The organism is Arthrobacter sp. SPG23, assembly GCF_000876655.1.
Lineage (GTDB): Bacteria > Actinomycetota > Actinomycetes > Actinomycetales > Micrococcaceae > Arthrobacter.
Genome location: NZ_JYCN01000018.1, coordinates 57921 through 84468, shown reverse-complemented (window position 1 = coordinate 84468; position 26548 = coordinate 57921). Strand labels below are relative to the sequence as shown.

28 protein-coding genes, 1 tRNA gene and 1 pseudogene are annotated in these 26548 nt (G+C 64.9%); 6 read left to right on the top strand and 24 right to left on the bottom strand.

The genetic code is table 11. The features are described 5' to 3' along the window. Window positions 1–24: 24 nt before the first annotated feature. From tatA to TV39_RS11105, 14 genes are all read right to left on the bottom strand, one after another. Window positions 25–309 (bottom strand): Sec-independent protein translocase subunit TatA, encoded by a 285-nt coding sequence (tatA, locus tag TV39_RS11170; protein ID WP_043481642.1) that lies wholly within the window; start codon window positions 307–309, stop codon window positions 25–27. Between the two features lie 32 nt (window positions 310–341). Further along, the gene (locus tag TV39_RS11165; protein WP_043481640.1) at window positions 342–707 is read right to left on the bottom strand and encodes a hypothetical protein; all 366 of its coding nucleotides are present in this window, start codon (window positions 705–707) and stop codon (window positions 342–344) included. 10 nt (window positions 708–717) lie between these two features. Further along, window positions 718–2709 (bottom strand): helix-turn-helix transcriptional regulator, encoded by a 1992-nt coding sequence (locus tag TV39_RS11160; RefSeq protein WP_043481638.1) that lies wholly within the window; start codon window positions 2707–2709, stop codon window positions 718–720. 122 nt (window positions 2710–2831) lie between these two features. After that, window positions 2832–3227 (bottom strand): FKBP-type peptidyl-prolyl cis-trans isomerase, encoded by a 396-nt coding sequence (locus TV39_RS11155; RefSeq protein ID WP_043481636.1) that lies wholly within the window; start codon window positions 3225–3227, stop codon window positions 2832–2834. A 28-nt stretch (window positions 3228–3255) separates the two neighbouring features. Continuing rightward, the gene (locus TV39_RS11150; protein ID WP_043481634.1) at window positions 3256–4185 is read right to left on the bottom strand and encodes an FKBP-type peptidyl-prolyl cis-trans isomerase; all 930 of its coding nucleotides are present in this window, start codon (window positions 4183–4185) and stop codon (window positions 3256–3258) included. A gap of 112 nt (window positions 4186–4297) precedes the next feature. Beyond that, on the bottom strand, window positions 4298–5662 hold the full coding sequence (pafA, locus tag TV39_RS11145) for a Pup--protein ligase (protein ID WP_043481632.1): 1365 nt from the start codon (window positions 5660–5662) through the stop codon (window positions 4298–4300). Between the two features lies 1 nt (window position 5663). Next, window positions 5664–6371 carry a proteasome subunit alpha gene (gene prcA, locus TV39_RS11140; RefSeq protein WP_043481630.1) on the bottom strand — a complete coding sequence of 236 codons (708 nt, stop codon included), beginning with the start codon at window positions 6369–6371 and terminating at the stop codon, window positions 5664–5666. Window position 6372: 1 nt separating this feature from the next. Then, window positions 6373–7194, bottom strand: a complete 822-nt coding sequence (gene prcB, locus TV39_RS11135) for a proteasome subunit beta (RefSeq protein WP_043481629.1) — start codon at window positions 7192–7194, stop codon at window positions 6373–6375. 86 nt (window positions 7195–7280) lie between these two features. Further along, on the bottom strand, window positions 7281–7484 hold the full coding sequence (locus tag TV39_RS11130; protein WP_043481627.1) for a ubiquitin-like protein Pup: 204 nt from the start codon (window positions 7482–7484) through the stop codon (window positions 7281–7283). An 83-nt stretch (window positions 7485–7567) separates the two neighbouring features. Continuing rightward, entirely contained in the window at window positions 7568–9187 is a 1620-nt protein-coding gene (gene dop / locus TV39_RS11125; protein WP_043481625.1) for a depupylase/deamidase Dop, read from the bottom strand. 51 nt (window positions 9188–9238) lie between these two features. Further along, window positions 9239–11020 (bottom strand): proteasome ATPase, encoded by a 1782-nt coding sequence (arc, locus tag TV39_RS11120; protein WP_043482196.1) that lies wholly within the window; start codon window positions 11018–11020, stop codon window positions 9239–9241. 82 nt (window positions 11021–11102) lie between these two features. Beyond that, window positions 11103–12170 (bottom strand): tRNA (adenine-N1)-methyltransferase, encoded by a 1068-nt coding sequence (locus TV39_RS11115; protein WP_043481623.1) that lies wholly within the window; start codon window positions 12168–12170, stop codon window positions 11103–11105. A gap of 101 nt (window positions 12171–12271) precedes the next feature. Continuing rightward, the gene (locus tag TV39_RS11110; RefSeq protein ID WP_043481622.1) at window positions 12272–13459 is read right to left on the bottom strand and encodes a site-2 protease family protein; all 1188 of its coding nucleotides are present in this window, start codon (window positions 13457–13459) and stop codon (window positions 12272–12274) included. Then, window positions 13452–14201: an HAD family hydrolase gene (locus TV39_RS11105; RefSeq protein ID WP_043481620.1), complete on the bottom strand. Its 750-nt coding sequence runs from the start codon at window positions 14199–14201 to the stop codon at window positions 13452–13454. The genes TV39_RS11110 and TV39_RS11105 overlap by 8 nt, the downstream gene beginning before the upstream one ends. Before the next feature lie 164 nt (window positions 14202–14365). Between TV39_RS11105 and TV39_RS11100 the strand changes: the two genes are divergently transcribed. Beyond that, window positions 14366–15271, top strand: a complete 906-nt coding sequence (locus tag TV39_RS11100) for a PAC2 family protein (RefSeq protein ID WP_028269220.1) — start codon at window positions 14366–14368, stop codon at window positions 15269–15271. A gap of 68 nt (window positions 15272–15339) precedes the next feature. Here the strand turns inward: TV39_RS11100 and mshC are convergent, their stop codons facing one another. Both mshC and TV39_RS11090 read right to left on the bottom strand, forming a co-directional pair. After that, the gene (gene mshC, locus TV39_RS11095) at window positions 15340–16620 is read right to left on the bottom strand and encodes a cysteine--1-D-myo-inosityl 2-amino-2-deoxy-alpha-D-glucopyranoside ligase (RefSeq protein WP_043481618.1); all 1281 of its coding nucleotides are present in this window, start codon (window positions 16618–16620) and stop codon (window positions 15340–15342) included. A gap of 15 nt (window positions 16621–16635) precedes the next feature. Continuing rightward, window positions 16636–17469, bottom strand: coding sequence for an undecaprenyl-diphosphate phosphatase (locus tag TV39_RS11090; RefSeq protein ID WP_043481616.1), 834 nt, complete (start codon window positions 17467–17469; stop codon window positions 16636–16638). Window positions 17470–17521: 52 nt separating this feature from the next. On the opposite strand from TV39_RS11090, the gene TV39_RS11085 reads away from it, so the two are divergent. Further along, window positions 17522–18457, top strand: coding sequence for an aldo/keto reductase (locus TV39_RS11085; RefSeq protein ID WP_043481614.1), 936 nt, complete (start codon window positions 17522–17524; stop codon window positions 18455–18457). 18 nt (window positions 18458–18475) lie between these two features. Here TV39_RS11085 and TV39_RS11080 read toward each other — a convergent pair whose 3' ends face one another. Further along, window positions 18476–18742, bottom strand: a complete 267-nt coding sequence (locus TV39_RS11080) for a hypothetical protein (protein WP_043481612.1) — start codon at window positions 18740–18742, stop codon at window positions 18476–18478. Between the two features lie 39 nt (window positions 18743–18781). Between TV39_RS11080 and TV39_RS11075 the strand changes: the two genes are divergently transcribed. Then, window positions 18782–19015: a DUF5703 family protein gene (locus TV39_RS11075; RefSeq protein ID WP_011692010.1), complete on the top strand. Its 234-nt coding sequence runs from the start codon at window positions 18782–18784 to the stop codon at window positions 19013–19015. A 4-nt stretch (window positions 19016–19019) separates the two neighbouring features. Here the strand turns inward: TV39_RS11075 and TV39_RS11070 are convergent, their stop codons facing one another. Next, window positions 19020–20183 carry an acyl-CoA dehydrogenase family protein gene (locus TV39_RS11070; protein WP_043481610.1) on the bottom strand — a complete coding sequence of 388 codons (1164 nt, stop codon included), beginning with the start codon at window positions 20181–20183 and terminating at the stop codon, window positions 19020–19022. Between the two features lie 44 nt (window positions 20184–20227). Continuing rightward, window positions 20228–21531: pseudogene (locus TV39_RS11065) on the bottom strand (M20/M25/M40 family metallo-hydrolase). A 165-nt stretch (window positions 21532–21696) separates the two neighbouring features. Between TV39_RS11065 and TV39_RS11060 the strand changes: the two are divergent. Then, window positions 21697–21779 (top strand) — tRNA-Leu (locus TV39_RS11060). Between the two features lie 100 nt (window positions 21780–21879). Here the strand turns inward: TV39_RS11060 and TV39_RS11055 are convergent. From TV39_RS11055 to TV39_RS11040, 4 genes are all read right to left on the bottom strand, one after another. Next, complete coding sequence (locus TV39_RS11055) at window positions 21880–22953, bottom strand: hypothetical protein (RefSeq protein ID WP_043481608.1); 1074 nt, start codon at window positions 22951–22953, stop codon at window positions 21880–21882. Continuing rightward, complete coding sequence (locus tag TV39_RS11050; protein ID WP_043481606.1) at window positions 22946–23662, bottom strand: Pr6Pr family membrane protein; 717 nt, start codon at window positions 23660–23662, stop codon at window positions 22946–22948. The genes TV39_RS11055 and TV39_RS11050 overlap by 8 nt, the downstream gene beginning before the upstream one ends. A 147-nt stretch (window positions 23663–23809) precedes the next feature. Next, complete coding sequence (locus tag TV39_RS11045; protein ID WP_043481604.1) at window positions 23810–24583, bottom strand: HNH endonuclease family protein; 774 nt, start codon at window positions 24581–24583, stop codon at window positions 23810–23812. Window positions 24584–24710: 127 nt separating this feature from the next. Further along, window positions 24711–25271 (bottom strand): hypothetical protein, encoded by a 561-nt coding sequence (locus TV39_RS11040; RefSeq protein WP_043481602.1) that lies wholly within the window; start codon window positions 25269–25271, stop codon window positions 24711–24713. Between the two features lie 113 nt (window positions 25272–25384). Between TV39_RS11040 and TV39_RS11035 the strand changes: the two genes are divergently transcribed. After that, complete coding sequence (locus TV39_RS11035; RefSeq protein ID WP_043481600.1) at window positions 25385–25858, top strand: hypothetical protein; 474 nt, start codon at window positions 25385–25387, stop codon at window positions 25856–25858. Beyond that, window positions 25855–26046: a hypothetical protein gene (locus TV39_RS21715; protein ID WP_082049681.1), complete on the top strand. Its 192-nt coding sequence runs from the start codon at window positions 25855–25857 to the stop codon at window positions 26044–26046. Before TV39_RS11035 ends, TV39_RS21715 begins: the two co-directional genes overlap by 4 nt. A gap of 125 nt (window positions 26047–26171) precedes the next feature. Here TV39_RS21715 and TV39_RS11030 read toward each other — a convergent pair whose 3' ends face one another. Next, window positions 26172–26354, bottom strand: a complete 183-nt coding sequence (locus tag TV39_RS11030; RefSeq protein WP_043481598.1) for a hypothetical protein — start codon at window positions 26352–26354, stop codon at window positions 26172–26174. Between the last annotated feature and the right edge of the window lie 194 nt (window positions 26355–26548).

The following is a 26548-nucleotide window of genomic DNA, read 5'->3' as shown; positions in this document are numbered from 1 at the left end:
GCCCTTCGTCAGTGCCACTTCAGGTCAAACGCGGTTCGACGGCGGAACGTCGGTGCCGTCTGCGCTGCCGGAGTCACCGTTGTGCGGCCGGGACTGCGGGTGGTTGACGATCTTGCCTTCGACCGGATCCGTGCCCTCCTTGGCCTCGGGCTTGCCGTCGTTCTTCATTTCCTTGACCTCGGATTTGATGATGCGCATTGACTGGCCGAGGCTGCGGGCCATGGCCGGAAGCTTGGGCGCGGCAAACAGCAACAGAGCCACGATGATAATAATGACGATGGGCCAAGGGCCATCAAAGAGTCGTCCCACTGGAAGTCCTTTCCTCGAAATACATCCTACGTCTAACCGAATTCGATGTCGCGCAGCGCCTGGGGCTGGCCACGGTCCGCTTTGCGCTGAACGCGCCGCTGGCGGCGCGCTTCCCTGCGGGAGGATTTGGACGTGAGGTAATCATGTCTCATCTGCATCGGCGAGGCAAAAACTGCTGAACCGGGCTGCGCACGTGGCTCCCCGCCCGGCGCCGGCTCCCCCTGCGGGTCCGCGTCCGTGAGGCTGGCCAGAGGGGCCCCGAACCGCTCTCCGGCGGCGCCCAGGTCCTTGACCGTGGCCATGAACTGCCTGAACAGCCTGATGCCCAGGAGCACATAGAAGAGCAGGGAAACGGCTACGAGCGCTATCCAGATCAGGATCCAAGACCACCAAGGCATGCTGAGTAGTCTAGTCGCCGTAACGGGCCAGGGCTGCCTCGATCCAACCCCGGGCTGCGTCGGCCAGGCTCGTCGGTGCCAAAATGCGGACGGTGCCGCCGTGCTGGGCAACGAACATGGGCAGCCACGCGGTGTTGCCGAACCTGATTTCCGCTATGAGCCCGCCGCCCGGGAGCGGCGCCGTCCGTTCGGCGTAGTAGTCGTCCGCGAGTCCGATTCCCTGGGGCGCCAGTTCGACGATCACCAAAGCGTCGTCGTCGTTCGGGGTGAATAGCTTCACCGGAAAACCGTCGGCGGGTTTTGCCGCGTCGGTGACCCTCCGTCCGTTCGGCGCCAGGGCCTCGATGCGGTCCAGCCGGAAATTGCGCAGTCCGCGTGCGCTGTGGCAGTACGCCTCGAAGTACCAGGTGTTGTCCAGCGAGTAGAGCCGCAGGGGGTCGACGTCCCGTTCGGACATGGAGTCGCGCTGCGCGGAAAAGTACGTGAGGTGCAGTTGCAGGCCGTCCGCAATGGCCTGGCGGATGGTCGCAAGATGCGCGGAATTCGCCGGACCCACTTCGGGGCCGGCGATGGACGCCGCCTTCAGGCCCTCCTCCCCCGCTGCCGCCATCAGTTTCACCGTGACAGACTCCAGCGCACTACCCTCGGCGAGCTCAGGCAGGCCGTTGAGGGTCTCCAGGCCGGTCAGCAGGGCGCATGCCTCGTCCACGGTAAAGCGGACCGGACGATTGAGGTCAAGGTCCTGCGTGATGAAGACGTGGTCATCCTCCCACTGGATGTCCAGGAGATCATCCGGGTATCCCTCGGGAAGGCCGGAGCAGATCAGGATCCGCAGGTCGTCCTCCAGCTCTTTCCGGGTAACTCCGAAACTGGACGCAACCTCGCTGATATGCAGGCCCTGGTTGTGGACCAGGAACGGCACGAGCTGAAGCATGCGCTTGAGCTGGTCCTCGGACGTCCGCTTGCGCGGGCGCTTCGCGGGAACGGTATCCGGAAAGACGATGGCCGGAGCCGGAGACGCCGCGAAGTCGGCAGCGGCCGTCAGCCTCCTCCGGACAGCGGTGACAAGTTCTGCCGGTGCGACCACCACGACATTCGGCCCGTAGGATGCGAGTTCTTCACCGAGCACCTCAGCGTCCCGAAAAGGGAGGCTGAGCCGGTCCCAGCCGGCGTCGGGCATGTTGACGGGCGGGCCGGCGGCAGGGGCGTCGGTGGCGCGCTTCCGCAGGCCGAGCACCTTGGCCGGCGCCACGTCCACGATGGCAGACTGCACCGGCAGCTCGGGAAGGGAGTCCAGCTCCTTCCGGACGTTGAAGCCTTGCGGCGGGGAATAGTGTTCCTTTTCCTGCACAGCCACGGCGGAGGTGAAGCGGGACAGGCGGAAGAAGCGCTTCGCGCCACGGCCCCGGTCGAAGCCCACCAGGTACCACTGCCCGAAACGGCTCCCCAGGCCCCAAGGCTCAACTGTCCTGAGTTCCTCTCGGCCGGTGCTGCCCGCCAGGTACTTGAAGGTCACTGGATGCTGTGCGTGCATTGCCGTCACGAGGTCCTCGAAGGCTTGGCCGGCAGGCTTGATCCGGGGCTGGACGCCTGCCGGCAGCTCTGCTTCAGTGAGCCCGCCGGCCGCCTGCAGCTTGCGCATGGCGTTCTGCGCTGCCGAGCCGAGGGCGGCCTGCTCCCACAGCTGCGCCGCCAGGATGAGCACGGTGCATTCGGCGGAGCTGAGGTTGACGTCAGGGAGCCGGTTGGACTCCTTGCCGATCCGGTAGCGCGTCGTGGCAGGATCGTCGGAACTCCAGCCGTGGTCCATGACCGCTTCGACGTCGAAGCCGAACTGGCGGAGGTCGCTTTTGTCTCGCTCGAACATGCGGCCGAAGGCCACCTCGGTGCTGGTGGTGTCGTGGTAGACCTTTTCGCGCAGCTCGCTGCGCCGCAGGCCGTAGCGGGTGTTGAGCAGCGCGATGAGCAGGTTAAGGAGGCGTTCTGTACGTAGGGCGGACACCTTGGCTACGTTACTAAAGCCGCCGCGGCTTAACGCCGGAAGCGCGGCAACAAACGGAAATTTCCTTCCGATTGTTACCGCGCTCCCCACAGCTGTCCGGCCGGCGACGGGCAGGGATCCGCTTAGCGGACTCCGACCAGGTCCACAACGAAGATCAGTGCTTCGTTGGGGGCGATCGCTCCGCCGGCACCGCGGGAACCGTAAGCGAGTTCGGAGGGGATCTCAAGGCGGCGGCGTCCGCCGACCTTCATTCCCAGCAGGCCCTGGTCCCAGCCCTGGATGACCTGGCCGACGCCGACGCGGAAGTCCAGCGGAGCGCCCCGGCCCCAGGAAGCGTCAAATTCTTCGCCGGTGGACCAGGCGACTCCGACGTAGTGGGTGGAGACGGTGTCGCCCGGCTTGGCTTCGGCTCCTTCGCCCTCGATGAGGTCCGTGATGACCAGCTCGGTGGGTACATCACCTTCGGGGAAGTCAATTTCCGGCTTCTGGCGGTCGAAATTGCGTTGTCCAAATGACATGTTTGCTCCTTTTTGTGGTTGGGTTGGCTTACTTGACGCCGAGGATGTCGACGACGAACACAAGGTCGCCCTTGGCCTCGCCCTGTCCCGCATCACCGTAGGCAAGATCCTTCGGAATGACCAGCAGGACGCGTGAGCCCACGGTCTTGCCTGCAAGGCCCTGTGTCCAGCCCTTGATGACGCCGGTCAACGGGAAGCTGGCCTTTTCTCCGCGGTCGAAGCTGGAATCGAACTTCTTTCCACCGTTCAGGGTGACTCCGACGTAGTTCACTGTCAGGGTGTCGGTTTCCTTGACGGCGGGACCGGTGCCCTTGATCAGGTCCTGGGAGACGAGTGCCGTGGGGGCCTTGACGCCGTCAACGGAGATCTCCGGAATTCCCTTGTCGTTTTCTTTGACCGTGGGAAGCCCGGCGGGAGGCGTGACCGTCTCACCCTCCGGCTTGTCGAGCACCTTCGGGGCGTCCTTCGCGGAGAGGACCTTCACCACGAGCAACTGCGTGGGGCCGGCTTCGGCACCTTCCTGGGTGGCCTGGCCCGGCACGGCGAGGGCAAGCTGCGAGCCGACCTTTGCGCCCACAAACGCGTTGTAAATCACGGCGTTTCCGGTCTTGAGGGCATCGTTCAACTCGAGGGGCTCGGGGTCCTTGGCGAAGGTGTCTTCGAGAGTGGAGCCGTCCTTGCCGCTAACGGCGAGGATCGAGATATCGGCGATCTGGTTGGCCTTAAGGCGTTCCCCGTCGCCTTCGGTGACCACCTTGACGGTGGGTTCCTTCACGTCCAGGGGCTTGTCGAATTCGACTCGGGGTGCCTTCTTGTCCCCGTTGTCCGTAAGCTTCAGGGAGTCGAGCTTGGCGGTCTCGCCAGCAGACTGGCTGGTGGGTTCCGGGGCTGCAGGCGTTCCGCCGCAGGCGGTAATCAGCAGCAGTCCGGGAATGAGAATTGCTAGTAGTCGGCGCACGTAAGAACTTTCGTCGGGGCAAGATGGATGCGATGCCGCGAGTGGTGCGCGCGGCAACGCAGTCGGTGGCCGGTTAAACGGCCCCATCCAGAATAGCCCCTGAAGCTGGGTATCAGCCCATAGAGTCCAGGAGGGCATCTACGCGCTCATCCACATTGCGGAACGGATCCTTGCACAGGATCGTCTGGTGGGCGCGGTCATTGAGCTTCAGATGAACCCAGTCAACCGTGTAGTCGCGGCCGAGTTCCTGGGCGCGGCGGACAAAGTCGCCGCGGAGCTTTGCCCGCGTTGTCTGCGGCGGCGCATCGACAGCGTCCTTGACTGCCGTGTCATCCACCACCCGGCGGACTGCCCCGCGGGACTGCAGCAGGTAGTAAAGCCCGCGGGTGCGCGAAATGTCGTGGTAGGTGAGGTCGAGCTGGGCGATCCTCGGAGCATCCAGTCCCAGCCCGTGCCGGTTCCGATAGCTGTCCATCAGTTTCTTCTTGATGGCCCAGTCGATCTCCGTGTCGATCGTGCTCGTATCTCCGCTTTCTATGGCCGTGAGCGTCCGCTCCCACAGGTCCAGGATGAGGGGCACATGTTGGTTGTGGGCGCCGTTCTCGGCGACAAACGACGTCACTTTGTTCAGGTACTCGCGCTGGATCTCGAGGGCCGTGAGCTGGCGGCCGTTGGCAAGCCGGATGAGCGCCCGTCCGCTGAGGTCGTGGGAGATCTCACGGATGCTGCGGATCGGATTCTCCATCCGCATGTCCCGCATGATCACGCCGGCCTCGATCATCCGCAGGATCAGGTCCACAGTGCCGACCTTCATGAGCGCCGTGGTTTCCGACATGTTGGAGTCGCCCACGATGACGTGGAGGCGTCGGTAGAACTCCGCATCGGCGTGGGGCTCGTCCCGGGTGTTGATGATGGGACGGGACCTGGTGGTGGCGGAGGAAACGCCTTCCCAGATGTGGTCCGCGCGCTGGGAAAAGGCGAATGTGGCGCCGTGCGGGGTCTTCAGGATCTTGCCGGCACCGGCGATGAGCTGGCGTGTCACCAGGAACGGGATCAGGATCTCCGCCAGCCTGGAGAATTCACCACGGCGGGGAATGAGGTAATTTTCGTGGCTGCCGTACGAATTGCCCGCGGAGTCGGTGTTGTTCTTGAACAGGTAAACCGTGCCGTTGAATCCCTCCGCGGCGAGCCTTTCCTGGGCCTCGTCCACGAGGTCGTCCAGGATCAGTTCGCCCGCGCGGTCATGGGCGATCAGCTGTCCCAGGTCGTCGCATTCGGCGGTGGCGTACTCGGGGTGGGAACCGACGTCCAGGTATAGCCGGGACCCGTTCGTCAGGAAGACATTGGAGGAACGGCCCCAGCTGACCACCTTGCGGAAGAGGTAGCGTGCCACTTCCTCCGGTGCCAGCGGACGCGAGTCCGGGCTCGAGTATGAGATGCCGAACTCGGTTTCAATGCCGAAAATGCGCTTGTCCATTTCAGTTCTCCTCAGACAGCAGGGCGGCGATTTCGTCGTCGCCGAGGCGCCGGAAGGCCCGCCGGGATCCCCGGGTGCTTTCCGAAGCGCGGTCCAGTACTGCAACTTCCAGGGCTGACGCCGGCAATTCGCCGGCTTCCTTGTCGGTGACGAGGCCCTTCATTGCGAGCCTGATTGCACCGGCGAAGTTCAGTTCCTGCTGCCAGCCGCCTTCCACCGTCTCGGCGACTTTGTCGGCCTGACCGCCCATCACGATGAATCGTTTTTCGTCGGCAATCGAACCATCGAACGTCAGCCTGTACAGGTGGTCGTCGGCAGGACTCCCCCCGACCTCCGCGACAGCGAGTTCGACTTCGAAGGGTTTCTGCTCGGCCGTGAACACTGCCCCCAGGCTCTGCGCGTAAACGCTGGCCAGCCCCCTGGCTGTGACATCCTCCCGGTCGTAGGAGTAGCCGCGAACGTCGGCGTACCTGACCCCGGCCTGGCGAAGGCTTTCAAACTCGTTGTATTTTCCGACGGCGGCGAAGGCGATTTTGTCGTAGATTTCACCGATCTTGTGCAGCGACGGGGACGGATTTTCCGCGACGAGGGCAATCCCCTCCTCGCAGCTGATGACCACTACTGAACGGCCACGGGCGATGCCCTTCCGTGCGAAATCCGCACGGTCCTTCATCAGCTGTTCGGGTGACACATAAAACTGTTGAGTCATATCAGGCCTCCCGCCGTGCTGTTGTCCGGGCCTCGATGATGGCCCCGGCTACGGCGGCGAGGTTGTGGTCCGGTACACGCCTTGCACCGCTGCGTTCCACGGTGTAAACGACCGGCCACAACTGCCGGACGGGGTCCGGCCCGCCTGTTGCCGAGTCGTCGTCCGCCGCGTCATACAGGGATTCCACGGCCACGGCCACCGCCTCGTCGGCCGTGAGCCCGGGCCGCCAGAGTTTCTTGAGTGCCCCCCGCGCAAACACCGACCCGGAGCCCACGGCGTGGTGTTCCTTTTCTTCGTACCGTCCGCCGGTGACATCGTAAGAAAACAGGCGGCCGATGCCCGCAGGCAAGTCGAACCCGGCAAAGAGTGGCACCACGGCCAGGCCCTGCATGGCCATGGCCAGGTTTCCGCGGATCATGGCACCAAGCCGGTTGGCTTTGCCCTCGAGACTCAGCAGGGTGCCCTCGATCTTCTCGTAGTGCTCCAGTTCAACCTGGAACAGCCGGGTGAGGTCGATGGCGATGCCCGCGGTGCCGGCAATTCCCAACACGGAATAGCTGTCGGCAGGGAACACCTTTTCGATGTGCCTGCTGGCAATGACGTTCCCCATCGTGGCGCGGCGGTCTCCTGCCATCAGGACGCCCCCGCCGTAGGTCAGCGCGACGATGGTGGTGGCGTGCGGCACCTGCAGCGGCTGCGAGCCGGTGGACGCGGCCTGGAACGGCTGATTGTAGGGAAGTAAGCCGGGCCTGTTGCGTTGGAGGTGTTCAGTGAATGATGACGTCGCGTTGGCAGCTACCTGGTTGGCTGTGGTGTCCTGCACTGATGCACTCCTTCAACGTGGTGGATCAACGTCTCTGCGGGCGTCCGGGCTGCCGTCCCTCCGTTCAGGCGATGGCAGCCTGAGCCCTACTGGCCGCCCTTTTGAACGAAGGCGCGGACGAATTCTTCGGCATTCGATTCGAGGACGCCGTCGATTTCGTCCAGGAGATCGTCCACGCCCTGGGTGGCCGCCGATGCCTGGGCGTCCCCGGTCGCGGGCGGCGTTGCGGGAGCGTCGTCTTCGAATTCGGTTTCCCGTGACTGCGGCTGTTGCTGCTCCTGGCCTGCCATTTCCTTCTCCTTCTATCCGTCCCTGGTGAGAGGGGACATCCTGTAAGCCCATATTGCCACGCCTTAAGCCGTGGTGGGGTGCTTTATGCCGGTGGCGGAGGTGGAGTTTGTCCGAGTAATTCGGCCAGGAAAGATCCGGTGTCCTTGTGCCTCGCAAAGAGGCCTCCGGTGAGGGCCTCCGTACCCCGCAGGGGCTCGCGGGTGGGCACACGCTGGAGCCGTCCGTGGCCGGGTACGTCGAAGATCACCGAGTCCCAACTGGCACCTACCACGTCCTTGCTGAAGCTGCTGACGCAGCGGCCGCGGAAATAGGCACGCGTGTCCGACGGCGGTGCCGTTACCGCACGGGCGATCGTTTCGTCGTCGACGATCCGGTCCATCCGGCCGCGGGCGAGCATCCGGTAGTACAGCCCCTTTTCAGGCCGGACGTCGGCCCACTGAAGGTCCACCAGCCCCAGGCGGGCGTCGTTCCATTCCAGTCCGTCCCGCTGCCGGTAGCCTTCCAGCAGGGAAAGCTTGGCCAGCCACTCCACCGATGAGGCAGCAGCCGTGCGGTCGCTGTCGAGATCCGTCAACGTCGCAGCCCAGCGTTCAAGGAGGGCGTGCGTGTGTCCGTCACCGTCCACGGCATCGCCCACCCCGGTGTCCTGGGCGAGCTTGGCGGCGGCCTCGTGATACATCCACTGCAGGTCCAGCGCCGTGACCCGGCGGCCATCCAGAAGCCGCAGGGTGGCGGTCAGCGAGGTGTCGTGGCTGACCGCCTGCAGGGCCGCCACCGGCTCATGGACCTCCACGCGGGGAGCCAGTCCCGCCTCGATCAGGCTGAGCACCATGGCCGTCGTACCAAACTTGAGGTAGTTCGCGGCCTGGCTGAGGTTCGCATCACCGATGATCACATGCAGCCGGCGGTATTTGTCCGCCGTGGCGTGCGGCTCGTCCCGCGTATTGATGATCGGCCGGCGGATGGTCGTTTCCAGGCCAACTTCGGCCTCGAAGAAATCCGCCCGTTGGCTGATCTGGTACCCCGCCCGGGAGCTGTCCTGTCCAAGGCCCACGCGGCCGGCCCCGCACATGACCTGGCGCGTGATGAAGAACGGCGTGAGTCCCCGGACGATATCGCCGAAGGGCACCACGCGCGGCATGAGGTAGTTCTCGTGCGAGCCGTAGGACACCGACTTGTTGTCCGTGTTGTTCTTGTACAGGTTTACCGGCGGAAGCTGGGGATCGGCGGCCATGCGGCGAACTGCGGAAAGTGCCACCACATCTCCCGCGGCGTCCCAGGCGACGGCATCCCGAGGGTTCGTGACCTCCGGACTGGAGTACTCCGGATGCGCGTGGTCCACGTACAGGCGCGCGCCGTTGCCTAACACCATGTTCATGAGGAGCGAGCCCGTTTCGTCCTCGCCGTCCTGCTCCAGTTCCTCACGTCCGTAGGCCAGCGCCACAGCTTCGGCATCCAGGACCGGAGGCTGGTCCGTCAGCTGGCTGGGGTCGGCCTGGTTGCGTTCCAGGGTCCACCCGCGCGCATCATGCAGCGGTTCCTCGTCTGTGTAGTCCCACCGTGTCTCCGCGCCCCCGGCGGCGCGCTGGCGCGTCAGCTGGGCATAGGCCTGAATCACCCGGGCTGACATCATCGTGGCGTTGGCGCCCGGCGCTGACGGCGCGTGGATGCCGTACTCGGTTTCCGAACCCATCACCCGCATCGCCCCGCCTGCCGGCAGCGGACCCCCGGGCACCCCCTGCGCCGCGGGGCGTCACAGGTACTGGCCCGTACTGGGCATTGTCTCGATGGATTTGCCGGGCTCCTGTCCTGCCTTGCCTTGGACGATAGTGCGGATGTAGGTGATGCGTTCACCCTTCTTGCCGGAGATGCGCGCCCAGTCATCCGGGTTGGTGGTGTTGGGCATATCCTCGTGCTCGCGGAATTCATCGACGACGGCGCGCAGCAGGTGGTCGATGCGAATGCCCTTTTGCTGCGAGGTCAGCAGGTCCTTGATGGCGTACTTCTTGGCGCGGTCCACCACGTTCTGCACGACGGCCCCGGAGTTAAAGTCCTTGAAGTACAGCATCTCTGTGTCGCCGTTGGCGTAGGTGACCTCGAGGTACTCGTTGGATTTCTCGGTGGAGTACATCGCTTCAACGGTGCGCTGGATCATGGCGTCGACGGTCGCCTGGACGTCACCGCCATGTTCCGCGAGGTCGGACTCGTGGAACGGAAGGTCCGTGGTGATGTACTTGTAGAAGATATCGGCGGCGGCTTCCGCATCCGGCCGCTGGATCTTGACCTTGACGTCCAGCCGGCCCGGACGCAGGATGGCCGGGTCGATCATGTCCTCACGGTTCGACGCACCGATGACAATGACATTGTCCAGGCGTTCAACGCCGTCGATTTCGCTCAGGAGCTGCGGCACGATGGTTGTTTCGACGTCCGAGGAGATGCCGGTGCCGCGGGTGCGGAACAGCGAATCCATCTCGTCGAAGAACACGACGACGGGGCTGCCGTCTGAGGCCTTCTCCCGTGCCCGCGAGAAGATCAGGCGGATGTGCCGCTCGGTCTCGCCGACGTACTTGTCCAGGAGCTCCGGGCCCTTGATGTTCAGGAAGTAGCTCTTCAGGTCCACGTTCCCGGTGCGCTCGGCGGCCCTGGCGGCGAGGGAATTGGCCACGGCCTTCGCGATCAGCGTCTTGCCGCATCCCGGCGGGCCGTAGAGGAGTATGCCCTTGGGAGCTTTCAGGCCGTGTTCACGGTAGAGGTCCGGGTGCAGGAACGGGAGCTCAACGGCATCCCGGATCTGTTCAATCTGCGGGCCCAGGCCGCCGATGTCCTCGTACGTGATGTCCGGAACCTCCTCGAGCACAAGGTTCTCCACTTCCGAGCGCGGAACCTTCTCGAGGGCATACCCCGTCCGGGAGTCGATGGAGAGGGCGTCGCCGACACGGAGCTTCTCCGACATCAGCGCTCCGGAAAGGCGGATGACGCGTTCCTCGTCGGCGCGTCCCACAACGAGGGCCCGGTCGGTGCCCAGCATTTCCTTGAGTGTGACCAGTTCCCCGGCGCGTTCGTAACCGAGTCCTGCCACCACCAGCAGTGCTTCGTTGAGGAGGACTTCCTGCCCGACGGCAAGCTGGTTCATGTTCACCAGCGGGCTCACCCCGACGCGCATTTTGCGGCCGGCATTGAAGATGTCCACTGACTCTTCCGTGGCCGCCTGCCCGCTGTTTCCGGCTGTGGGCTGCCGTTTGGGGTTCAGCTGCAGAATGGTGCCAAAGCTGTAGGGCGGCTGGCCTTCCTGGTCCAGGGCGTTCTTTAGACGCAGGATCTCCGCCTTCGCGGTTTCCAGCATGCCCACCAGTTTTGAGTTGTTCTGCGTCGCGGCGGCAAGCTGGCGGTCTATGTGCCGCAGTTTGTCCCGAAGGATGTTCACCTGACGGTCCGCAACTGAGAGTTCGTTGGCCACATAGCGGGCATTCTCAGGTTCCACTGCCCCTGCGGCCTCGTCCGGTGTCCGTGAGGAGTCGTTGTTCGGAGTCTCCATCATGCATCAGCCCCTTCCTGCGCTTCTATTAAGACCTTAGCCCCAAGAAGCCGGGTACTGCTGGAGACATCCGAAATACGGACTAGTTCGTGACCTCCGGGTCGTCCTTGACGTTGGTTCCGGCGATCGCATCGCGTGCTGCGCGGCGCAGTTTCTTGTCGGAGACGAGCCGCTCGCCAACGGCTCCCGGGGTCCAGGCGTTCACATCCTCTTCGTTGAAGTCGGTCTTGGAAGGCCGGCGCTTGACCGAGATGCCGGTAACGCCGTCTGCGAGCCTGCGGGTGACCAACAGGAAGCCTGTGTGGGCAACCATGCGGTGGTCCGGCCGCACGGCCAGGCCTTCCAGGTGCCACCCGCGGACCATGGATTCCCAGGCGTCGGGTTCGGTAAAGCGGCCGTCGGCGCGGATCGCTTCCGCCGTGCGGGACAGCTGGGTCACGGTGGCAACGTAGTTGATCCACACGCCGCCGGGAGCCAGGACGGTGGCGACGGCATCAAGGCACTCCCACGGTGCCAGCATGTCCAGTACGACCCGGTCCACGGACCCGGGAGCTTCGCTGCGGACAACTTCCTCCTGGAAATCGCCGAGGGAAATCTTCCAGGCGGGGTGCGGGCCGCCAAAGATTGTTTCCACATTGCCGCGGGCAATGTCCGCGAATTCCTCGCGTCGCTCAAAAGAGTGCAGGTAGCCGTTGTCGCCGACTGCACGCAGTAGCGAAATCGACAACGCACCCGAACCCACGCCGGCCTCCACCACGCGGGCGCCCGGGAAGATGTCCGCCATGGTGACGATCTGGCCGGCATCCTTCGGGTAAACCACTGCAGCTCCGCGGGGCATGGACAGAACGAAGTCAGAGAGCAGCGGACGGAGGGTCTGGTACTGCTGGCCGACATTGTTGGTGACGACGGAGCCGTCCACCTTGCCGATGATTTCGTCATGGTTCAGGAAGCCCCGGTGGGTATGGAATGCTCCCCCTGCTTCCAAGGTGATGGTGTTCATCCGGCCGCGCTCGTCAGTCAGCTGCACACGCTCGCCTTCGCGGAACGGACCCCGACGCCGGGCGGCGCCCACCGGAACTACTGCGGTGGTACCGGCAGTCTCTGCGGTGTGACCCGACGTGATGTTGTTGGCGGCAGTTTCGCTGCTCATGGAATATTCCTCGCTTTTGTAAACCTGTGGGCCGTGCATCAAGACGGCCGGGCACCAGACGCCGGCCCCGGGCGGCGGTATTTCACGACCGGCAGGTAACTCTACCGGTTCTGCGCCTTTGCGCGCCCGCTGCGGCGCGCTTCTTTGCCTGTAATGGCGCTCACCACGGCCTGCTGGCGGAGCAGTCCGGTCACTTTTCCGTGGTGATCGACCACTGCATACTCGTGGCCGTCAAGCTGGGCAAGGTACTGCACCAGTTCCTGGCCTTGGGACCACTCGGGCACATAGGCGCCGGGGCTGAGGGCGTGCGATACGGCTGTGGCTGGCGTTCCAGCTGCTGCGCCGGCCGGAACGGAGGCGGCGGCGACGTCGGAAACGATTCCCGCCGGCCGTCCGTCCGGTCCGCACAGGACAATGGCCGGAGTGCCCTGCGGGGCAAGCCGGAGGACATCGGCCACCGTGGAGGATTCCGGTATTCCGACGGCCGGTTCAGCGAGGGCCGCCGCATTGACGAGGTGCAGCCGGCTCCGGAGCCGCCCGTGCTGGATGGAGGCCGAGGCCCCCATCCAGAGGAAGCTTCCCACCAGCACCGTGATGAGCATGAGCGACACGTCGGGGCGGTCGCCGCGCAGCAACGGAAGCAGGACGAACCAGGCAGCCAGGGCAATAACGATGATCCGGCCCGCCCAGCCCGCAGCCACGGTCCCCTTTTCCTGGCTGCCGGTGGCCTTCCAGACCGCGGACTCAACGAGGCGCCCGCCGTCGAGCGGAAGCCCGGGGAGGACGTTGAAGATGCCGATCAGCAGGTTCGCCCAGACAAAGATGTTGGACAGGATCCCCGCCACGCCGGAGGGATCCGTTGCAACGATAAACAGCCAGCCGGCACCGGCCAGGACGATGTTCGCAGCAGGCCCGGCCATCGCCACCAGCACAGAGCGGCCGGGCGTGGCGGTGAAGCCCTCGAACTGGGTGTGCCCGCCCCAGAGGTTCAGCACGATCTTCTCGGTGGGCCAATGGAAGATCTTGGCCGTCAGTGCGTGCGCGAGCTCGTGGACGAGGACTGAGATGAGCAGGAGCAAAGCATAGGCGAAGGCCACGTAGTAGGCCGCGATGCCCATGTCCGGGTACTGGCCCTCAAGCACCGGTCCGTACACAATCACCGTGAACGCCGCAATGATGAACCATGAATACGCCAGGACCACGCGGATCCCGGCGATGCGGCCCAGTGATATGCCTTCCCTGCGGCCGTTGGCGACCTTCGGGTCGCCGCCGCCTGCCGGATCAGTCAAGGCCGTGGCTCCGCACGGCTGCGTCCTGCAGGCCGATGTCCCCTGCCGGGAACTCACCGCGCCGGGCCACCAGCTGCTGCAGGTCGGCCACGGTGCGGCCCTCGAGGGAATGCCACGTGGCCCGGGCCGGATCGTTCGGAAGCGGCACGATGTGCGGGATCGCCACGGTCGCCACTCCCGAGGCCATAGCGGCAGCCACGCCGGGCGCCGAATCTTCGAGCGCAACGCAGTCGTGGATGGTCAGTGCGGGGTCCCCTTGCTGGAGCAGTTCGACCGCTTTGAGGTAGGCCTCCGGGTGGGGCTTGCCGTTGGTGACGGTGTCGCCGGTGACCAGGAATTCGAAGTAGGGCTTCGGCAGCGCTGCGACAACCTCGCGTGCAAGCGGCCCCTCGGACATCGTCACCAGCGCGCAACGGATGCCTGCCTCGTGGAGCTGGTCCAGCAGTTCACGCGCACCCGGCCGCCAGGGAACCGACTTGCGGACTTTGCTGACCACCTGGGCCGTCAATGAGTCGATGATTTCCCGCGCTTCGAGCCTGACTCCGGCCTCCTGGAGAATTCCGGCTGAAAAGACCAGCGACTGTCCCACCAGCTGCATGGCCTGCGCGTGGGACCACTGGCCGCCGTGGGCGGCAACGAGCGCGTGCTCAGCTTCGATCCAGTACGGTTCAGTGTCGACGATGGTGCCATCCATGTCCCATAAAGCGGCTTTGAGAAGTGGCTCGGAGGCTGAGGATCGCATAGCTCCAAGTCTACGGTGCGGCAATCGGGAGGGTGCCTGCACTACGCCCTCGGCGAATATCCTGCAGGATGCTGCTGTGTTGCCGCGGCGCTGCTGCGCCCCGCGGAAGATTTGTGGCGCTTCATTCCATGCACCCGGCGGTGTCTTGGACGTAGGGTGAAGAAATGAATAGCTTCGACGGAGACACCAGCGAACCGGGTGCCACGCCCGAGCCGGAGCGGCTGCTGCAGCCCGTGCCGGAAGGCCAGCGCATCACGGTGATGCTCGCCGCCTTTGAAGGCTGGAATGATGCCGGCGAAGCAGCGAGCGATGCCCTGCGTTACCTGAACAAACTGTGGGGCGGCAAGAAAGTGGCATCGATTGATGCCGACGAGTACTACGACTTCCAGTTCACACGGCCCACGATCCGGCGGACCTCATCCGGGGAACGCAAGATCAAATGGCCATCCACGCGGATTTACAAAGCCAGTGCGCCGGACGCGAATGTCGATGTGATCTTTGTCCAGGGCACGGAGCCGTCCTATAAATGGCGGGCATACACTGCTGAACTGCTGGTCCATGCCGAGGCCCTGCACGTGGATTACGTCATCCTGGTGGGCGCGCTGCTCGCTGACGTGCCTCACAGTCGCCCGATTCCGGTGAGCACGTCCACGGACGACAGCGCCCTCCGGGAACGCATGAACCTGGAGGCATCGCAGTACGAGGGGCCGGTTGGAATCGTCGGTGTGCTGTCGGAAGTGGCCCTGCTGGCCGGACTGCCCACCGTGTCCCTCTGGGCGGCCGTCCCGCATTACGTTGCCCAGGCCCCCTCGCCCAAGGCGCAGCTGGCCCTTCTCCACAGGATCGAGGAGCTGCTGCAGGTGCCGCTCGACACGCACGAACTGGCGGAAGAAGCCGACGCCTGGGAGCGCGGGGTGGATGAGCTCGCCACCGAGGACCCGGAGATTGCGGCCTACGTGCGGCAGCTGGAGGAAGCAAAGGACACCGCTGACCTTCCGGAGGCGAGCGGCGAGTCCATTGCCCGCGAATTCGAGCGGTACCTCAAACGCCGCGGCAAGGACAAGCAGTAGGGCGCAGCGTTAAACAGGACGCGGTCCCCGGCGAAGTTCGCCCGGGACCGCGTTTTGTTTAAAGAGATTTAGAGTTCGACGCCGAGCAGGGCGTTGACGGCGTCGCTGGCCAGCGCCTGGTCCATCGGCGAGCCGGCACCTGTGTGCTTCCGCGCATCGGCGGCCCAGCGGTCCACGGCCGCGAGGGCGCCGGGGGCGTTCAGGTCGTTGGCCAGCTCGCTCCGCATCTCCGCAATGAGCGTGGCGGCGGAACCCTCCGGGGCTATGGTCAGGGCGTCGCGCCACTCGCCAAGCCTGGTCTTCGCTTCGGCGAAGCCCGCTTCCGTCCAGGACCAGTCCGTGCGGTAATGGTGGGCCAGGATTGCCAGGCGGATGGCGGCAGGTTCTTCGCCGGCGGCCCGGAGCTTGGACACGAGCACCAGGTTCCCCTTGGACTTGCTCATCTTTTCGCCGTCGAGGCCCACCATTCCGGCGTGGGCAAAGTGCCGTGCCAGGGGGACGCCGGCCAAGGAATAGGCATGACCTGCGCCCATCTCGTGGTGCGGGAAGATGAGGTCTGATCCTCCGCCCTGGACGGTGAACGGTGCCGGCAGGTACTTCTGCGCAATGACCGTGCACTCAATGTGCCAGCCGGGCCTTCCCTCCCCCAGTTCCCCGCCGGGCCAGCGGGGTTCACCCTCGCGGGCCACGCGCCACAGCAGCGGATCCAGGGCCTGCCGCTTACCCTGGCGGCCGGGATCGCCCCCGCGTTCGGCGAAGAGCTCCAGCATCTCAGTCTCGGAGAGGCCGGACACCGAGCCGAGGGTCCAGGCGTCACGGGCCTCCGCGGAGTGCTTGCTGGCGGCCTCGACGTCGTAATAAACGTCGCCGTCGGGCTCCCCGCCAGAGCCGGGGACGCGGTAGGCCAGGCCGAGGTGCAGGAGGCGTTCAATGGCGGGAACGATTTCCGGAATGGATTCAACCGCCCCGACGTAATGATCCGGTGCCAGGACGTTGAGGGCGGCCATGTCGGTCTGGAACAGCTTGATCTGGCTTGTGGCGAGCTCGCGCCAGTCAACGCCCGTTGCCGTGGCCCGCTCGAGGAGCGGATCGTCGACGTCGGTCACGTTCTGGACGTAGGCGACGCGCTGGCCGCCGTCGCGCCACGCACGGTTCAGCAGGTCGAAGGCGACGTAGCTGGCCGCGTGCCCCATGTGGGTTGCGTCGTAGGGGGTGATGCCGCAGACGTACAGTGATTGCTCACCCGTGGCTTCGAGGGTGCTGTAGGCGCCCTCGGCGGTGTCGAAAATCCGAACGGCGGGCATGCGGCCCGGGAGCTGAGGGACAGGGCGGGAGATCCAGGATTTCACAGGCCAAGCCTAGTGCTAGGCGCTGATGACATTGAAACCGAGCAGCAAGTACAGCGCCAGGCCAAGGAAAATCCGGTACCAGACGAAGAGCCGGTAGCTCCGGGTGGAGACGAACTTCAGGAACCAGCCGATGATGACGTAGCCAACAACGAGGGCGATCACGGTGGCCAAAGCCGTTTCCGGCAGGCCGTAGGGGCCCGTGATGCCGTCCTTGGACACCACTTTGTACAGCTGGTACAGCCCGCTGCCGAATACGGCCGGAATAGCGAGGAGGAACGAATACCGGGCTGCGGCCTCGCGGGTGTACCCCATCAGCAGTCCGGCGGTAATGGTTCCACCGGACCGTGACACACCGGGGATGAGTGCCAAGGCCTGCGCGAACCCGTAGAGGATGCCGTGCTTATACGTCAGCTTCGTCAGGTCGCGCTCCTGGCGGCCCACCGCGTCTGCCACGGCGAGGATCAGGCCGAAAACGATCAGCATGGTGGCCACGATCCAGAGGCTGCGGAGGACGGACTCGATCTGGTCCTGGAAGATCAGGCCCAGGACGATGATGGGGAGGCTGCCCAGGATCACCAGCCAGCCCATGCGGGCATCCGGGTCATCCGACGGCACGCGCCGCGTTAAGGAACCAAACCAGGCCTTGACGATCCGGACGATATCCCGCCAGAAGTAGATGATCACCGCGGTCTCGGTTCCGAGCTGGGTGATGGCGGTAAAGGCCGCCCCGGGGTCCGCCGCATCCGGCAGGAACGATCCGACGATGCGCAGGTGGGCGCTTGAGGAAATCGGGAGGAATTCGGTCAGCCCTTGGACAAGACCCAGCAGGGCCGCTTCAAACCAGTTCACGTTTATAGACCCTACGTCATGAAGCATGGTGAATCCCCGTAAGCTAACTGCTATGCAGCAGCGTTATGTCGGCAACAGTGGGTTGCGCGTGTCCTCACTCTCCCTTGGAACAATGTCGTGGGCCCGGGAGACGGATGAGCAGGACGCCTCCGAACTGCTGCGGTCGTTCGTTGACGCCGGCGGAACCCTGATCGACACCGCCGCCTCCTACGCCGACGGCCAGGCGGAAGCCCTTCTGGGGTCCATGTTGGGTGACGTCGTCTCCCGCTCGGAAGTGGTGATTTCCACCAAGGCGGGCATTTCGACGTCGGACGGCCGGCGCAGCGTGGACACCTCACGTAACGGCATGCTCTCCGGCCTGGAGGCCAGCCTGGCCCGGCTCGGCACCGACTATGTTGACGTCTGGTTTGCCCAGGCGTGGGATGCCAATGTCCCGTTGGAAGAGACGTTGTCAGCCCTCGAGTTCGCGGTGCGCACGGGCCGCGCCCGCTATGTGGGAGTTTCGAATTTCACCGGGTGGCAGACCGCCAAGGCCGCGGCCGTGGCCGGCTTCCCGCTGGTGGCGAGCCAGACGGAGTACTCGTTGCTGCAGCGGAAACCCGAAGCAGAACTCATCCCCGCCGTCGAGGACGCCGGCCTGGGATTGTTTGCCTGGGCGCCGCTGGGCCGCGGCGTCCTGACGGGGAAATACCGCGGGCACATTCCGGCGGATTCCCGGGCGGCACAGACGAGGCTTGCCAGCTACGTGGAGCCCTACCTGGAGGAGCGTGCCTCGAGGATCGTTGAGGCGGTCTCGATGGCCGCGAGGGGCCTGGGCCGGTCGTCCATCGACGTTGCCCTGAGTTGGCTGCTGTCACAGCATGGCGTGGCCACAGCGGTGGTGGGTGCCAGGTCTCCCGTGCAGCTTAAGGAAATTCTGGATTCGCAACTGACTCACGTGCCTGCCGAAATCGCGCGGGCGCTGGAAGATGTTTCTGCGGTGGACTAAGGCGGCGCCTGACCCGGCCTAGTCGTCGACGATCTCCAGGTCTTCGTCGTCCTCGGCTTCCACTTCATCGTCGTCGTCTTCCACGTCGTCGATCACCTCAAGCGGGGTAACCTCGCCGTAGGCCTCGTAGAGGGAATCGTCGTAGACTTCGAAAGCATCAGCAACGGCAAAGAACGCCGCTTCGACCGTCGGGTCTCCCTCGCCCCGCCGTGCGGAGGCTGCGATCAGGTGTTCTTCCAGGGCTGTGGTCAAGGACTGAAGCGCGACACGCGGATCGATGCTCATGACTTCACGTTAGCCGGAAAAGGACGAAAATGGAGAGCAATGAAAGAACATTTTCTGAGCAGTTCAGTCCAGCGGGAGCGGGACTACGCGAGGCAGTACGAGTACCTCGTACTGACGGTCGGCCCTGAGGATTCCCTTCCGGAGGCGCGCCGCCGCCTTGTTGAACATTCCGAATACGGCAAGTGGGAGCTGGAACGCAGCAGGCTCTACGTGGGCGGAGGCAGGCGCTTCTGGTTGCGCCGCAAAGTCATCCAGGTGCAGCGCACGGTTTAGCGCGCTAAGGAGTGGCCAACGGGCCCAGCCAGGCGTTGGCCACCGTATTGTGCGCCGACTCGTCATCCGAAGGGTGGAACATTCCCGCGAGCACATCACGGTACAACCGTTCCAGTTCCGAGCCCCGGAAGTAGCTGGATCCCCCTGATACCCGGATTGCCAGGTCGACTACCGTACGCGCCGTCTCCGTCGCCCGGACCTTGAGGCCCACCAGCCGCGGGAACCACTGGGTCCCGTGATCCACTAAGCCATCAACGTCACGCGAGAGCTCCGCAAGCTGGGGATACAGCGCGTCCATGGCCATGGCGGCTTCCGCCACCTTCCACCGGATGTCGGGGTCCTGGGCATAACTGCGCCCATCGTTCTTGAACGAGGTCCGGCGTTTGACGGCGTCCACGCCCAGGACCAGCGCCCGCTCGCCGAGGCCGGTGTAGACGGCGGCCAGCAAGGTCTCGAAGCAGGCGAAGATCGCGAAGATCAAGGGGTCCGCGTTCGGCCCCACCGGGAGTTTCCGGAAGATCCGGTCCGCGGGCACCACGGCGCCGTCCAGCACCGTGGTGTTGGACTGGCTCGCCCGCATACCCAGGGTGTCCCAGTCTTCCAGGATGTCGTAGCCGGCGGACTCCCTGCTGAGGAAGCCATGCACCAGCTCCCCTTCGCCGTCCCTGGCCGAACCGTCCTTGCCGAAGATGCCCAGCCTGGTCCACGCCGGCGACAGGCTGGTGAAGATCTTCCGCCCGGTGAAGCTGTAGCTGCCATCTGCCTTCGGCGTGGCTACCGTCCGTGAATCGAAGAGCACCGAGTCGTTGCCGGCTTCCGAATTCCCGAAGGCGAAGATCTCACCCTGTGCCGCCTCGCGGAGGACGAAGTCCAGGGACGAATCGCCGCGGGCGGCGAGGACGTGCGCGACGCCGGTCCACACCAAATGCATGTTGATCGCCAACGCGGTGGCCGGGGCCGCCGTCGCCAGCCTCCTTTGCAGCTGGGCGGCCTCGGCGAGGCCAAGGCCCAGGCCGCCGTCGGACGCGGGGACAAAGATCTTGAGATAGCCCGCGGCGGCGAGTTCCGCAAGGTCCTCGGTGAAGAATTCGTTCTCCCTGTCGTAGCGGGCTGCACGGGCGCGGATGCGCTCCAGCAGGGGCTCGGTGAGGATCTGGTCCGGTGTCATGGCCTGGCTTTCGTGGGCGCTTCTTTTTTCGGGTGCCGGCGGACTCAGTAGGTGGTCAGCAGCCTGTCCAGTACGCGGGCGCCGAACTTGAGTGAGTCAGCGGGCACGCGCTCATCCACGCCGTGGAACATGCCGGTGAAATCCAGCTCATCCGGGAGTTGCAGCGGAGCGAAGCCGTATCCGGTGATGCCCAGCCGGCTCAGAGACTTGTTGTCCGTGCCGCCTGACAGCGTGTAGGGAAGGACCTTGGCGCCGGGGTCCTCGGCGTGCAGGGCATCGATCATGGAGTCCACCAGGTTCCCGGCAAACGGCACCTCAAGCGAGACGTCGTTGTGGACGTAGGAAACGTCGACTCCGGTACCCGCCAGCTCCTTGACGATCTCCAGTACCTGCTGTTCCTGGCCCGGAAGTGTCCGGCAATCCACGAGGGCCTCAGCCGACTCGGGGATGACGTTGTGCTTGTAGCCTCCCTTGAGCAGGGTGGGGTTGGTGGTGTTCTGAAGCGTGGCTCCCACGAACCGTGCAACGGTTCCGAGTTCCTTGAGGAGCTTCTCCGGGTCGTCCGGATCGAATTCCACGCCCGTGAGTTCCGTCACGCCGTCGAGGAACTGCCGTGTGGTGGGGGTGAGCTCCACCGGCCAGTTGTATTCCCCGATGCGGGACACTGCGCCGGCGAGCCGCGTAACGGCGTTGTCGGTGTTGATCTGGGAGCCGTGGCCGGCGCGCCCGTGGGCGACGAGGCGGAGCCAGGAGAGGCCCTTCTCGGCGGTCTGCAGCAGGTAGGTGCGCTGCCCGCCGATGGTGGCGGAGAAGCCACCCACCTCGGAGATGGCCTCGGTGGCGCCGTCGAAGAGTTCCGGCCGCTTCTCGATGGCGTACCGGGCGCCGTAGGTGCCGCCGGCCTCCTCGTCGGCGAAGAACGCGAAGATCAGGTCCCGCTTGGGCTTGCGGCCGGTGCGGGCGAAGTTCCGCAGGACGGAGAGGATCATGGCGTCCATATCCTTCATGTCCACGGCGCCGCGTCCCCAGATCATGCCGTCCTTGAGTTCGGCTCCGAAGGGATCGACTGACCACTGATCCCGAAGGCGGGCACGACGTCGAGGTGCCCGTGCACCACCAGGGCGCTGGCGGAGGGGTCCTCCCCCGCAATACGGGTTACGACGTTGGCCCGCCCCGGCGCCGATTCGAAGATCTCCGCATCCAGCCCCACGTCCGTGATGAGGCCGGCGGCGTATTCCGCAGCCGCGCGCTCCCCCGGTCCTGTTCCGTCGCCGTAGTTCGAAGTATCTATCCGGATCAGTTCCTGGCAGATCCTGACGACTTCATCCTCGGGGCGTACTTCAGTCATGTTTCACTCCTCGTGGGGGCGGCTTGAATGCTGGTTTCAGCCTACCCACAAGCCCCCTCCAACCCTCGATTATTTGTTTCCCGAAAAGTCGTGCTAGAGTCTTTCTCGCTGCTTCGGAGAAATCCAAAACGCTGAAAGGCGGAAACGATCTCCGAATTACCACCTGCGCGGGTGGCGGAATGGCAGACGCGCTAGCTTGAGGTGCTAGTCCTCGAAAGGGGGTGGGGGTTCAAGTCCCCCTCCGCGCACAAGGGAAAACCCCAGGAATCATGATTCCTGGGGTTTTTTTCTGTTTCCAACCACACGGGCCCAAGTCCACGTGAGCGGATGTCCATGCCGCTTGGTCAGTCAGAACTCGACGCCGCGCACGAGGGTAATGAGTTGATCCTTCATCTGCTCGGCCGAGGGGCCAGCCGGGGAGATCAGGACCTGCGCGGTGAACGTCGCGAGGTTCTGGCCCCTGACCACCATGACGGACAGGATCGTAATCGGTACATCTCCGGCGGGACGGAGGGACTTGGGGCCGGCGGGTTCGGTTGTCATCATGAAGGCCGCCCTGTCCCCGACGCCGTCGAGCGGCTCGCCGCGAAAGCCGGGACCGTCCAGCGTCGACGCTGCGCCCTTCAGGACTTCAACCGAGAAGACAAGGGAGTCCGGGCCCGGTGTGCCCAGGTCGCCGAACGTGTAGCGGCAACTGACCTCGCCCGGGAGGATCTGCGGTTGGGTCTTCGCCCCGAATGCCCGCCTGACCTCTTCGGTACTGATCAGTGCACAGACCGCGTTGTTCGTCGTGGCCGGCGGACCCACGCGCGGAGCGGCGGGTACGTTGAGCGCAGTGCCGTTGCCCCAGCCGGCGTCCACTGCTGCCTGCGACAGCGCCCGGGCCATGGCGTCCCCGTCGGGGTGGCCGCCCCCGGCCATGGGTGGTCCGGTCACGTAGGGCATCTCGAGGGCCTCGTTGCCCCGCACTGCCGTCAGGACGACATTCGCGGACGCGCCGCCGGCTTCACCGCGGAAGTAGCCTGTCCACTGCAGGCAGGCAAAGTCACCGATGCCTGTGACAGGTGAGCAGTCCGACGTCGATTTCGCTTTCGAGATGTCGGCGGCCGACGCGGGAGACGTGAGCGCTACAGACAGGGCCGTCATGCCTGTATCGGACTTGCTCGAATAGGTGCACACGTACGCTTTGCTTCCCGGCGGCTTGGCCGGGATGATCTGGCCCACAGGCACTATCCCCGGCACAGCCTTCGCCGCGATCTCCGGGGTGAGGAGATCGCAGGCGGGGTTGCCCGTGCCGGATGAGGGCGGGGTCGACGACGGTCCGCTTGGGCCAGCCGGAGGAGAGCACGCGGCGAGAAGCAGGGCCGCCAGGCCCACGAGCGTGGCGCAGAGGCGAGGCGGCCACAACCGGCGATTAGGCACGGGAATCCTTTCCGAGGCGGCGGGCGAGGCCCACCCGGGCATTGCCGGCGAGGTGCACGAGCACCCCGACCACGAGGAACGCCGCGAGCACCTGGGCGCTCGTGGCGATCACCGCCGGCCAGCCGCCGTCGACCCCCGGGTCGAGGAAGTCATAGGGATACCAGCCGTCGAGGGCGCCGCGCACCCACGAGAAGATCAGGAACGCGACCGGGTAGCAAAGCCAGACGAGGGGCCGCACCCACGGGCCGCGGACGGTGCGAGTGACGAGGAGCCAGTCGAGCCCCGCAACCAGCGGTGCGATGCGGTGGGTGATCATCCAGGGCCAGTACATGTCCAGCGTCCACCACGGCTCACCGGGCGGGGCCACGAGCACCACGTAGATAATGCCCGTCATCACCAGGTAGAACGCAAGCGCGCCGAACAGGTGATCCCACCACTGCGGCAGCCGCGCACGCGGGCGCCCGGCGGAAACAAGGAGCACGAGCGCAAGGACGAGGTTTGAGTGGAACGTGAACTGGGAGATGAGCTGGGGAATGTCGACGGAGTTGCCCGGCTGCGTCGCGTCGTAGAGCTCCTGGGCCAGGGCGGCGAGCATTGCAAGTCCGGCCCCGCTGCGCACCAGACGGATCCAGGAACAATCAGGATGCAGCGCCCGGTTGGCACCCACGTTGCGTTCGACCGGGGGAAACAGCGTCAGCACACTACTCATGGCATCAGTGTGGCTTTGCTCGGTGCCGGGCTCCAGAGTCAAAAGTACCGGGCTACCTCCCTGGGCGCCGTGACTTGCGAGGGATGCCCGGCCAGTACAAACACGGGCCGCCGCTCCCGCGCCCACATTCGCCGGGCAGAAGAGCACTCACCTGTTGACGACGCCGTCCGCCGCGCAGGCAGCCAGGATCCCTTGGATTGCGTCGCGTTCAGGTTGAGTGACCCACAGCTTGTATTTCGCCTTCACTGCCGTCATCCGGGCCGTGTATTCGCACCGAAAGGCCTTGTTCGGCGGCAGCCAGGTGGCCGCGTCCTTGTCGCCCTTGGATGAATTTGCCGTGCCGTCGGCGGCCATGAGGTTTAGCGGGTCGTTGGCAAGCTCCTTGCGCTGGTCTTGGCTGATCTGCTGGGCGCCGGTCTGCCAAGCGAGGGACAGCGGAATGATGTGGTCTATCTGGACGGCCGAGCTGCTATCCGCCCCGCGGACGAAGTGGATCGTCTTGCCGGTGTATTTATCAGCAAGCGTGCCGGTTGTAACAACGCAGTTGTGAGTGCCGGGTTTGAACGATTCCCCGGTGAGGTCGCGGGCAAGGATGTCGTTGCGCGTGTCGCAGCCATTGTGGTCCGTATCAGCCCAGGCAGGGCCGAACTGGTCGCGGCTGTAGCCGGTTTTCGGCGCACGCCCCTTTACCGGGATGGCGGCAATCCGCGCGATGGCGGCAGAAATTTCATCCGTGTTCCCTGCAGGCGGCGCGGCAGGATTGTGCTCGCCAGAGGACGGTGCTGCGCTGCGTAGAGCCTTCGCGACTGCAGTTCCGGCGGATTCCACGGCCCCGCAACCGGAAAGGCTTCCCATGAGAAGTAGAGCGGTCACAAGGGTCAGTGCTTTGGTACTGCGGCGTGGAATCGTTGTGTCCTTCATTGAAGCGGAACCTGCAACTCAGGGTATCGCCGTTGCAGGGACCGCCACTGCAGGCCACATGATGGCGCCGGTCACAACCGGCCCTGGCGTGCGCGGGGGCGGCTGCCCCGCGCGTCCCGGAATGAGCCTAGTGCGCTCCATGTCCCGAGCGGGCGCCGTACAAGTAGGCAAGATCGTTGAGTGTTTGCATGGTCAGCCCGTCCGCCTGCGCCATCAGCGCCTTGCGTTCCGGTGTCCCGGCTGCGTCGACCCGGCCCGACACCGCAGAATTCGGCTCATCGCCGCCCAGCGCCTTCAGGTACTCAAGCTGCAGGCGGCCGCGGACGCCGTCGGCCTTTGCCTGAACGTCAGTGATCGCCATGAGCGCGAAGGCGACGTGTCGCCGCTCCCCCCACAGCCCCGCCCTCAGGGCAAGCCTGAACAGCCCGTCCAGTTCCAGCTCCGCCGGAGCCTTTGCCTTGCCGACGTAGACCTCGGCTGTCAGGCCCGATTTCGAATCCGCCCACCGGTAACCTACGGGTACGATGCGCCCTTTCCGGGACCGGTACGTGGCCGCCACGGTCAGCAGCGCCTTCCCGTTCCCGTCCCGGTGGTCCAACGCAATGTCGCACAGCTTCTCCTGCCGGCAGGCAGAAATGAACCCCTGAACGTCCTTATCCCACAGCCGGTCCGTAACGCCGTTCTCCATATCATGCACCCCCTAAGTAACGGTACCGGCCAATGATGCACCGGATCAGGAGACTCGCTGCCGGGCCAGATCAAATGCAGCCCATGCGAAAGGCCAAGGCCTAGGCTGGCTATGTGAAGTTCTCCGCGGCCCCGCTCGAAGCAGCACTTTCGGCTCCTGCCGAATGGTGGCAGATCGTGGCCGCCCTGGGGCCGCTGGCGGTCCTGGCCGGCGCCGTCCTCGCCGCGTTCATCGGATGGCGCACAATTCGGCAAAAAGCCGTGGCTGACGCACAGGCGCTCAGGCAAAGGACGCGGGCTGACGACCGGGCAGAGTGGTGGAAGCGCACACAGTGGGCACTGGACAAGGCCTTGGAGGCAGACCAGGATGCAAAGGCCCTGGGCCTTGCTTCCCTGGCGGTCCTGGCGCGGAGCGATCTCGCCCGCGAAGAAGAACTTGAGCTGCTGGACATCGCGTGGCAATCGGTGACGGAGGCCAACGGCGGCGACGGCTCGTGGGACGAAGACGTCGAGGCCGTGGACTCCGGGGAACCGATCGGCGACAATGGAACCACGAGTAAGGACCGAGCGGAGGAGGGAAGGCCATGAGCACCAGCACACCGGAGCAGAAGAAATCCCGGACACCCCGTCACGTCTCCACTCCCCGCGGAAGGCAGCTGACGCCATCCGAGCACAGAGTCCAGGTTGCCGCAGCAAAGCTCCGTGTGGCGCTCGACGAACGTCTGGGTCGCCCGACGCCGGCAGAGACCAAGGCGCTCTCCCAAGAAGACCTCTAGGCAAGAAGACCTCTAGGCAAGAAGACCTCTAGGCCGGAGATCCCCGGGATGCTGACCCCCGGGGGTCCAGAGCCTGGGAAAGGCCCCGCATCTGCGGGGCCTTTCCTTATCCTTGTCCGGGTTCCCTAGACCTTTTCGGGGGTGCGGTCCACCACCGGTTCCGAGCCCGTGAACTTCCGCTCACGGCGCGGAAAAGCCCAGAACTTGAACTCCTTGGCCTCCACGCGCGGTTCGGGTTGCTTTGCTGGTTCCCGCGGCTCTTCTTTCCGAACGTCCCTCCGGAACTCCTTGTTATACGGATAGCACATCACTGGCCTCCTTATAGTGAATGCCCTTTAATCCTCCTCCCAATGTGCGCGCAGGTCGACCATTTTTCGGGTCGGAAGGCGAGGGGTGTCGTTCGGCCCAAGACATCGGATGGGGTTGCACCATAGATTGAACAACTACAGGTGCGCATGAGGGCAGGCAGAGCGCTCACGCAGCCATGAGATGAGGAACGGAC

Coding starts and splice junctions, on each gene's coding strand:
- TV39_RS11165 (WP_043481640.1), bottom strand. CDS start 707: ATGCCTTGGTGGTCTTGGATCCTGATCTGGATAGCGCTCGTAGCCGTT.
- TV39_RS11155 (WP_043481636.1), bottom strand. CDS start 3,227: ATGTCATTTGGACAACGCAATTTCGACCGCCAGAAGCCGGAAATTGAC.
- pafA (WP_043481632.1), bottom strand. CDS start 5,662: ATGGACAAGCGCATTTTCGGCATTGAAACCGAGTTCGGCATCTCATAC.
- prcA (WP_043481630.1), bottom strand. CDS start 6,371: ATGACTCAACAGTTTTATGTGTCACCCGAACAGCTGATGAAGGACCGT.
- TV39_RS11130 (WP_043481627.1), bottom strand. CDS start 7,484: ATGGCAGGCCAGGAGCAGCAACAGCCGCAGTCACGGGAAACCGAATTC.
- dop (WP_043481625.1), bottom strand. CDS start 9,187: ATGCGGGTGATGGGTTCGGAAACCGAGTACGGCATCCACGCGCCGTCA.
- arc (WP_043482196.1), bottom strand. CDS start 11,020: ATGGAGACTCCGAACAACGACTCCTCACGGACACCGGACGAGGCCGCA.
- TV39_RS11115 (WP_043481623.1), bottom strand. CDS start 12,170: ATGAGCAGCGAAACTGCCGCCAACAACATCACGTCGGGTCACACCGCA.
- TV39_RS11105 (WP_043481620.1), bottom strand. CDS start 14,201: ATGCGATCCTCAGCCTCCGAGCCACTTCTCAAAGCCGCTTTATGGGAC.
- TV39_RS11100 (WP_028269220.1), top strand. CDS start 14,366: ATGAATAGCTTCGACGGAGACACCAGCGAACCGGGTGCCACGCCCGAG.
- TV39_RS11085 (WP_043481614.1), top strand. CDS start 17,522: ATGCAGCAGCGTTATGTCGGCAACAGTGGGTTGCGCGTGTCCTCACTC.
- TV39_RS11080 (WP_043481612.1), bottom strand. CDS start 18,742: ATGAGCATCGATCCGCGTGTCGCGCTTCAGTCCTTGACCACAGCCCTG.
- TV39_RS11075 (WP_011692010.1), top strand. CDS start 18,782: ATGAAAGAACATTTTCTGAGCAGTTCAGTCCAGCGGGAGCGGGACTAC.
- TV39_RS11070 (WP_043481610.1), bottom strand. CDS start 20,183: ATGACACCGGACCAGATCCTCACCGAGCCCCTGCTGGAGCGCATCCGC.
- TV39_RS11050 (WP_043481606.1), bottom strand. CDS start 23,662: ATGAGTAGTGTGCTGACGCTGTTTCCCCCGGTCGAACGCAACGTGGGT.
- TV39_RS11045 (WP_043481604.1), bottom strand. CDS start 24,583: ATGAAGGACACAACGATTCCACGCCGCAGTACCAAAGCACTGACCCTT.
- TV39_RS11040 (WP_043481602.1), bottom strand. CDS start 25,271: ATGGAGAACGGCGTTACGGACCGGCTGTGGGATAAGGACGTTCAGGGG.
- TV39_RS21715 (WP_082049681.1), top strand. CDS start 25,855: ATGAGCACCAGCACACCGGAGCAGAAGAAATCCCGGACACCCCGTCAC.
- TV39_RS11030 (WP_043481598.1), bottom strand. CDS start 26,354: ATGTGCTATCCGTATAACAAGGAGTTCCGGAGGGACGTTCGGAAAGAA.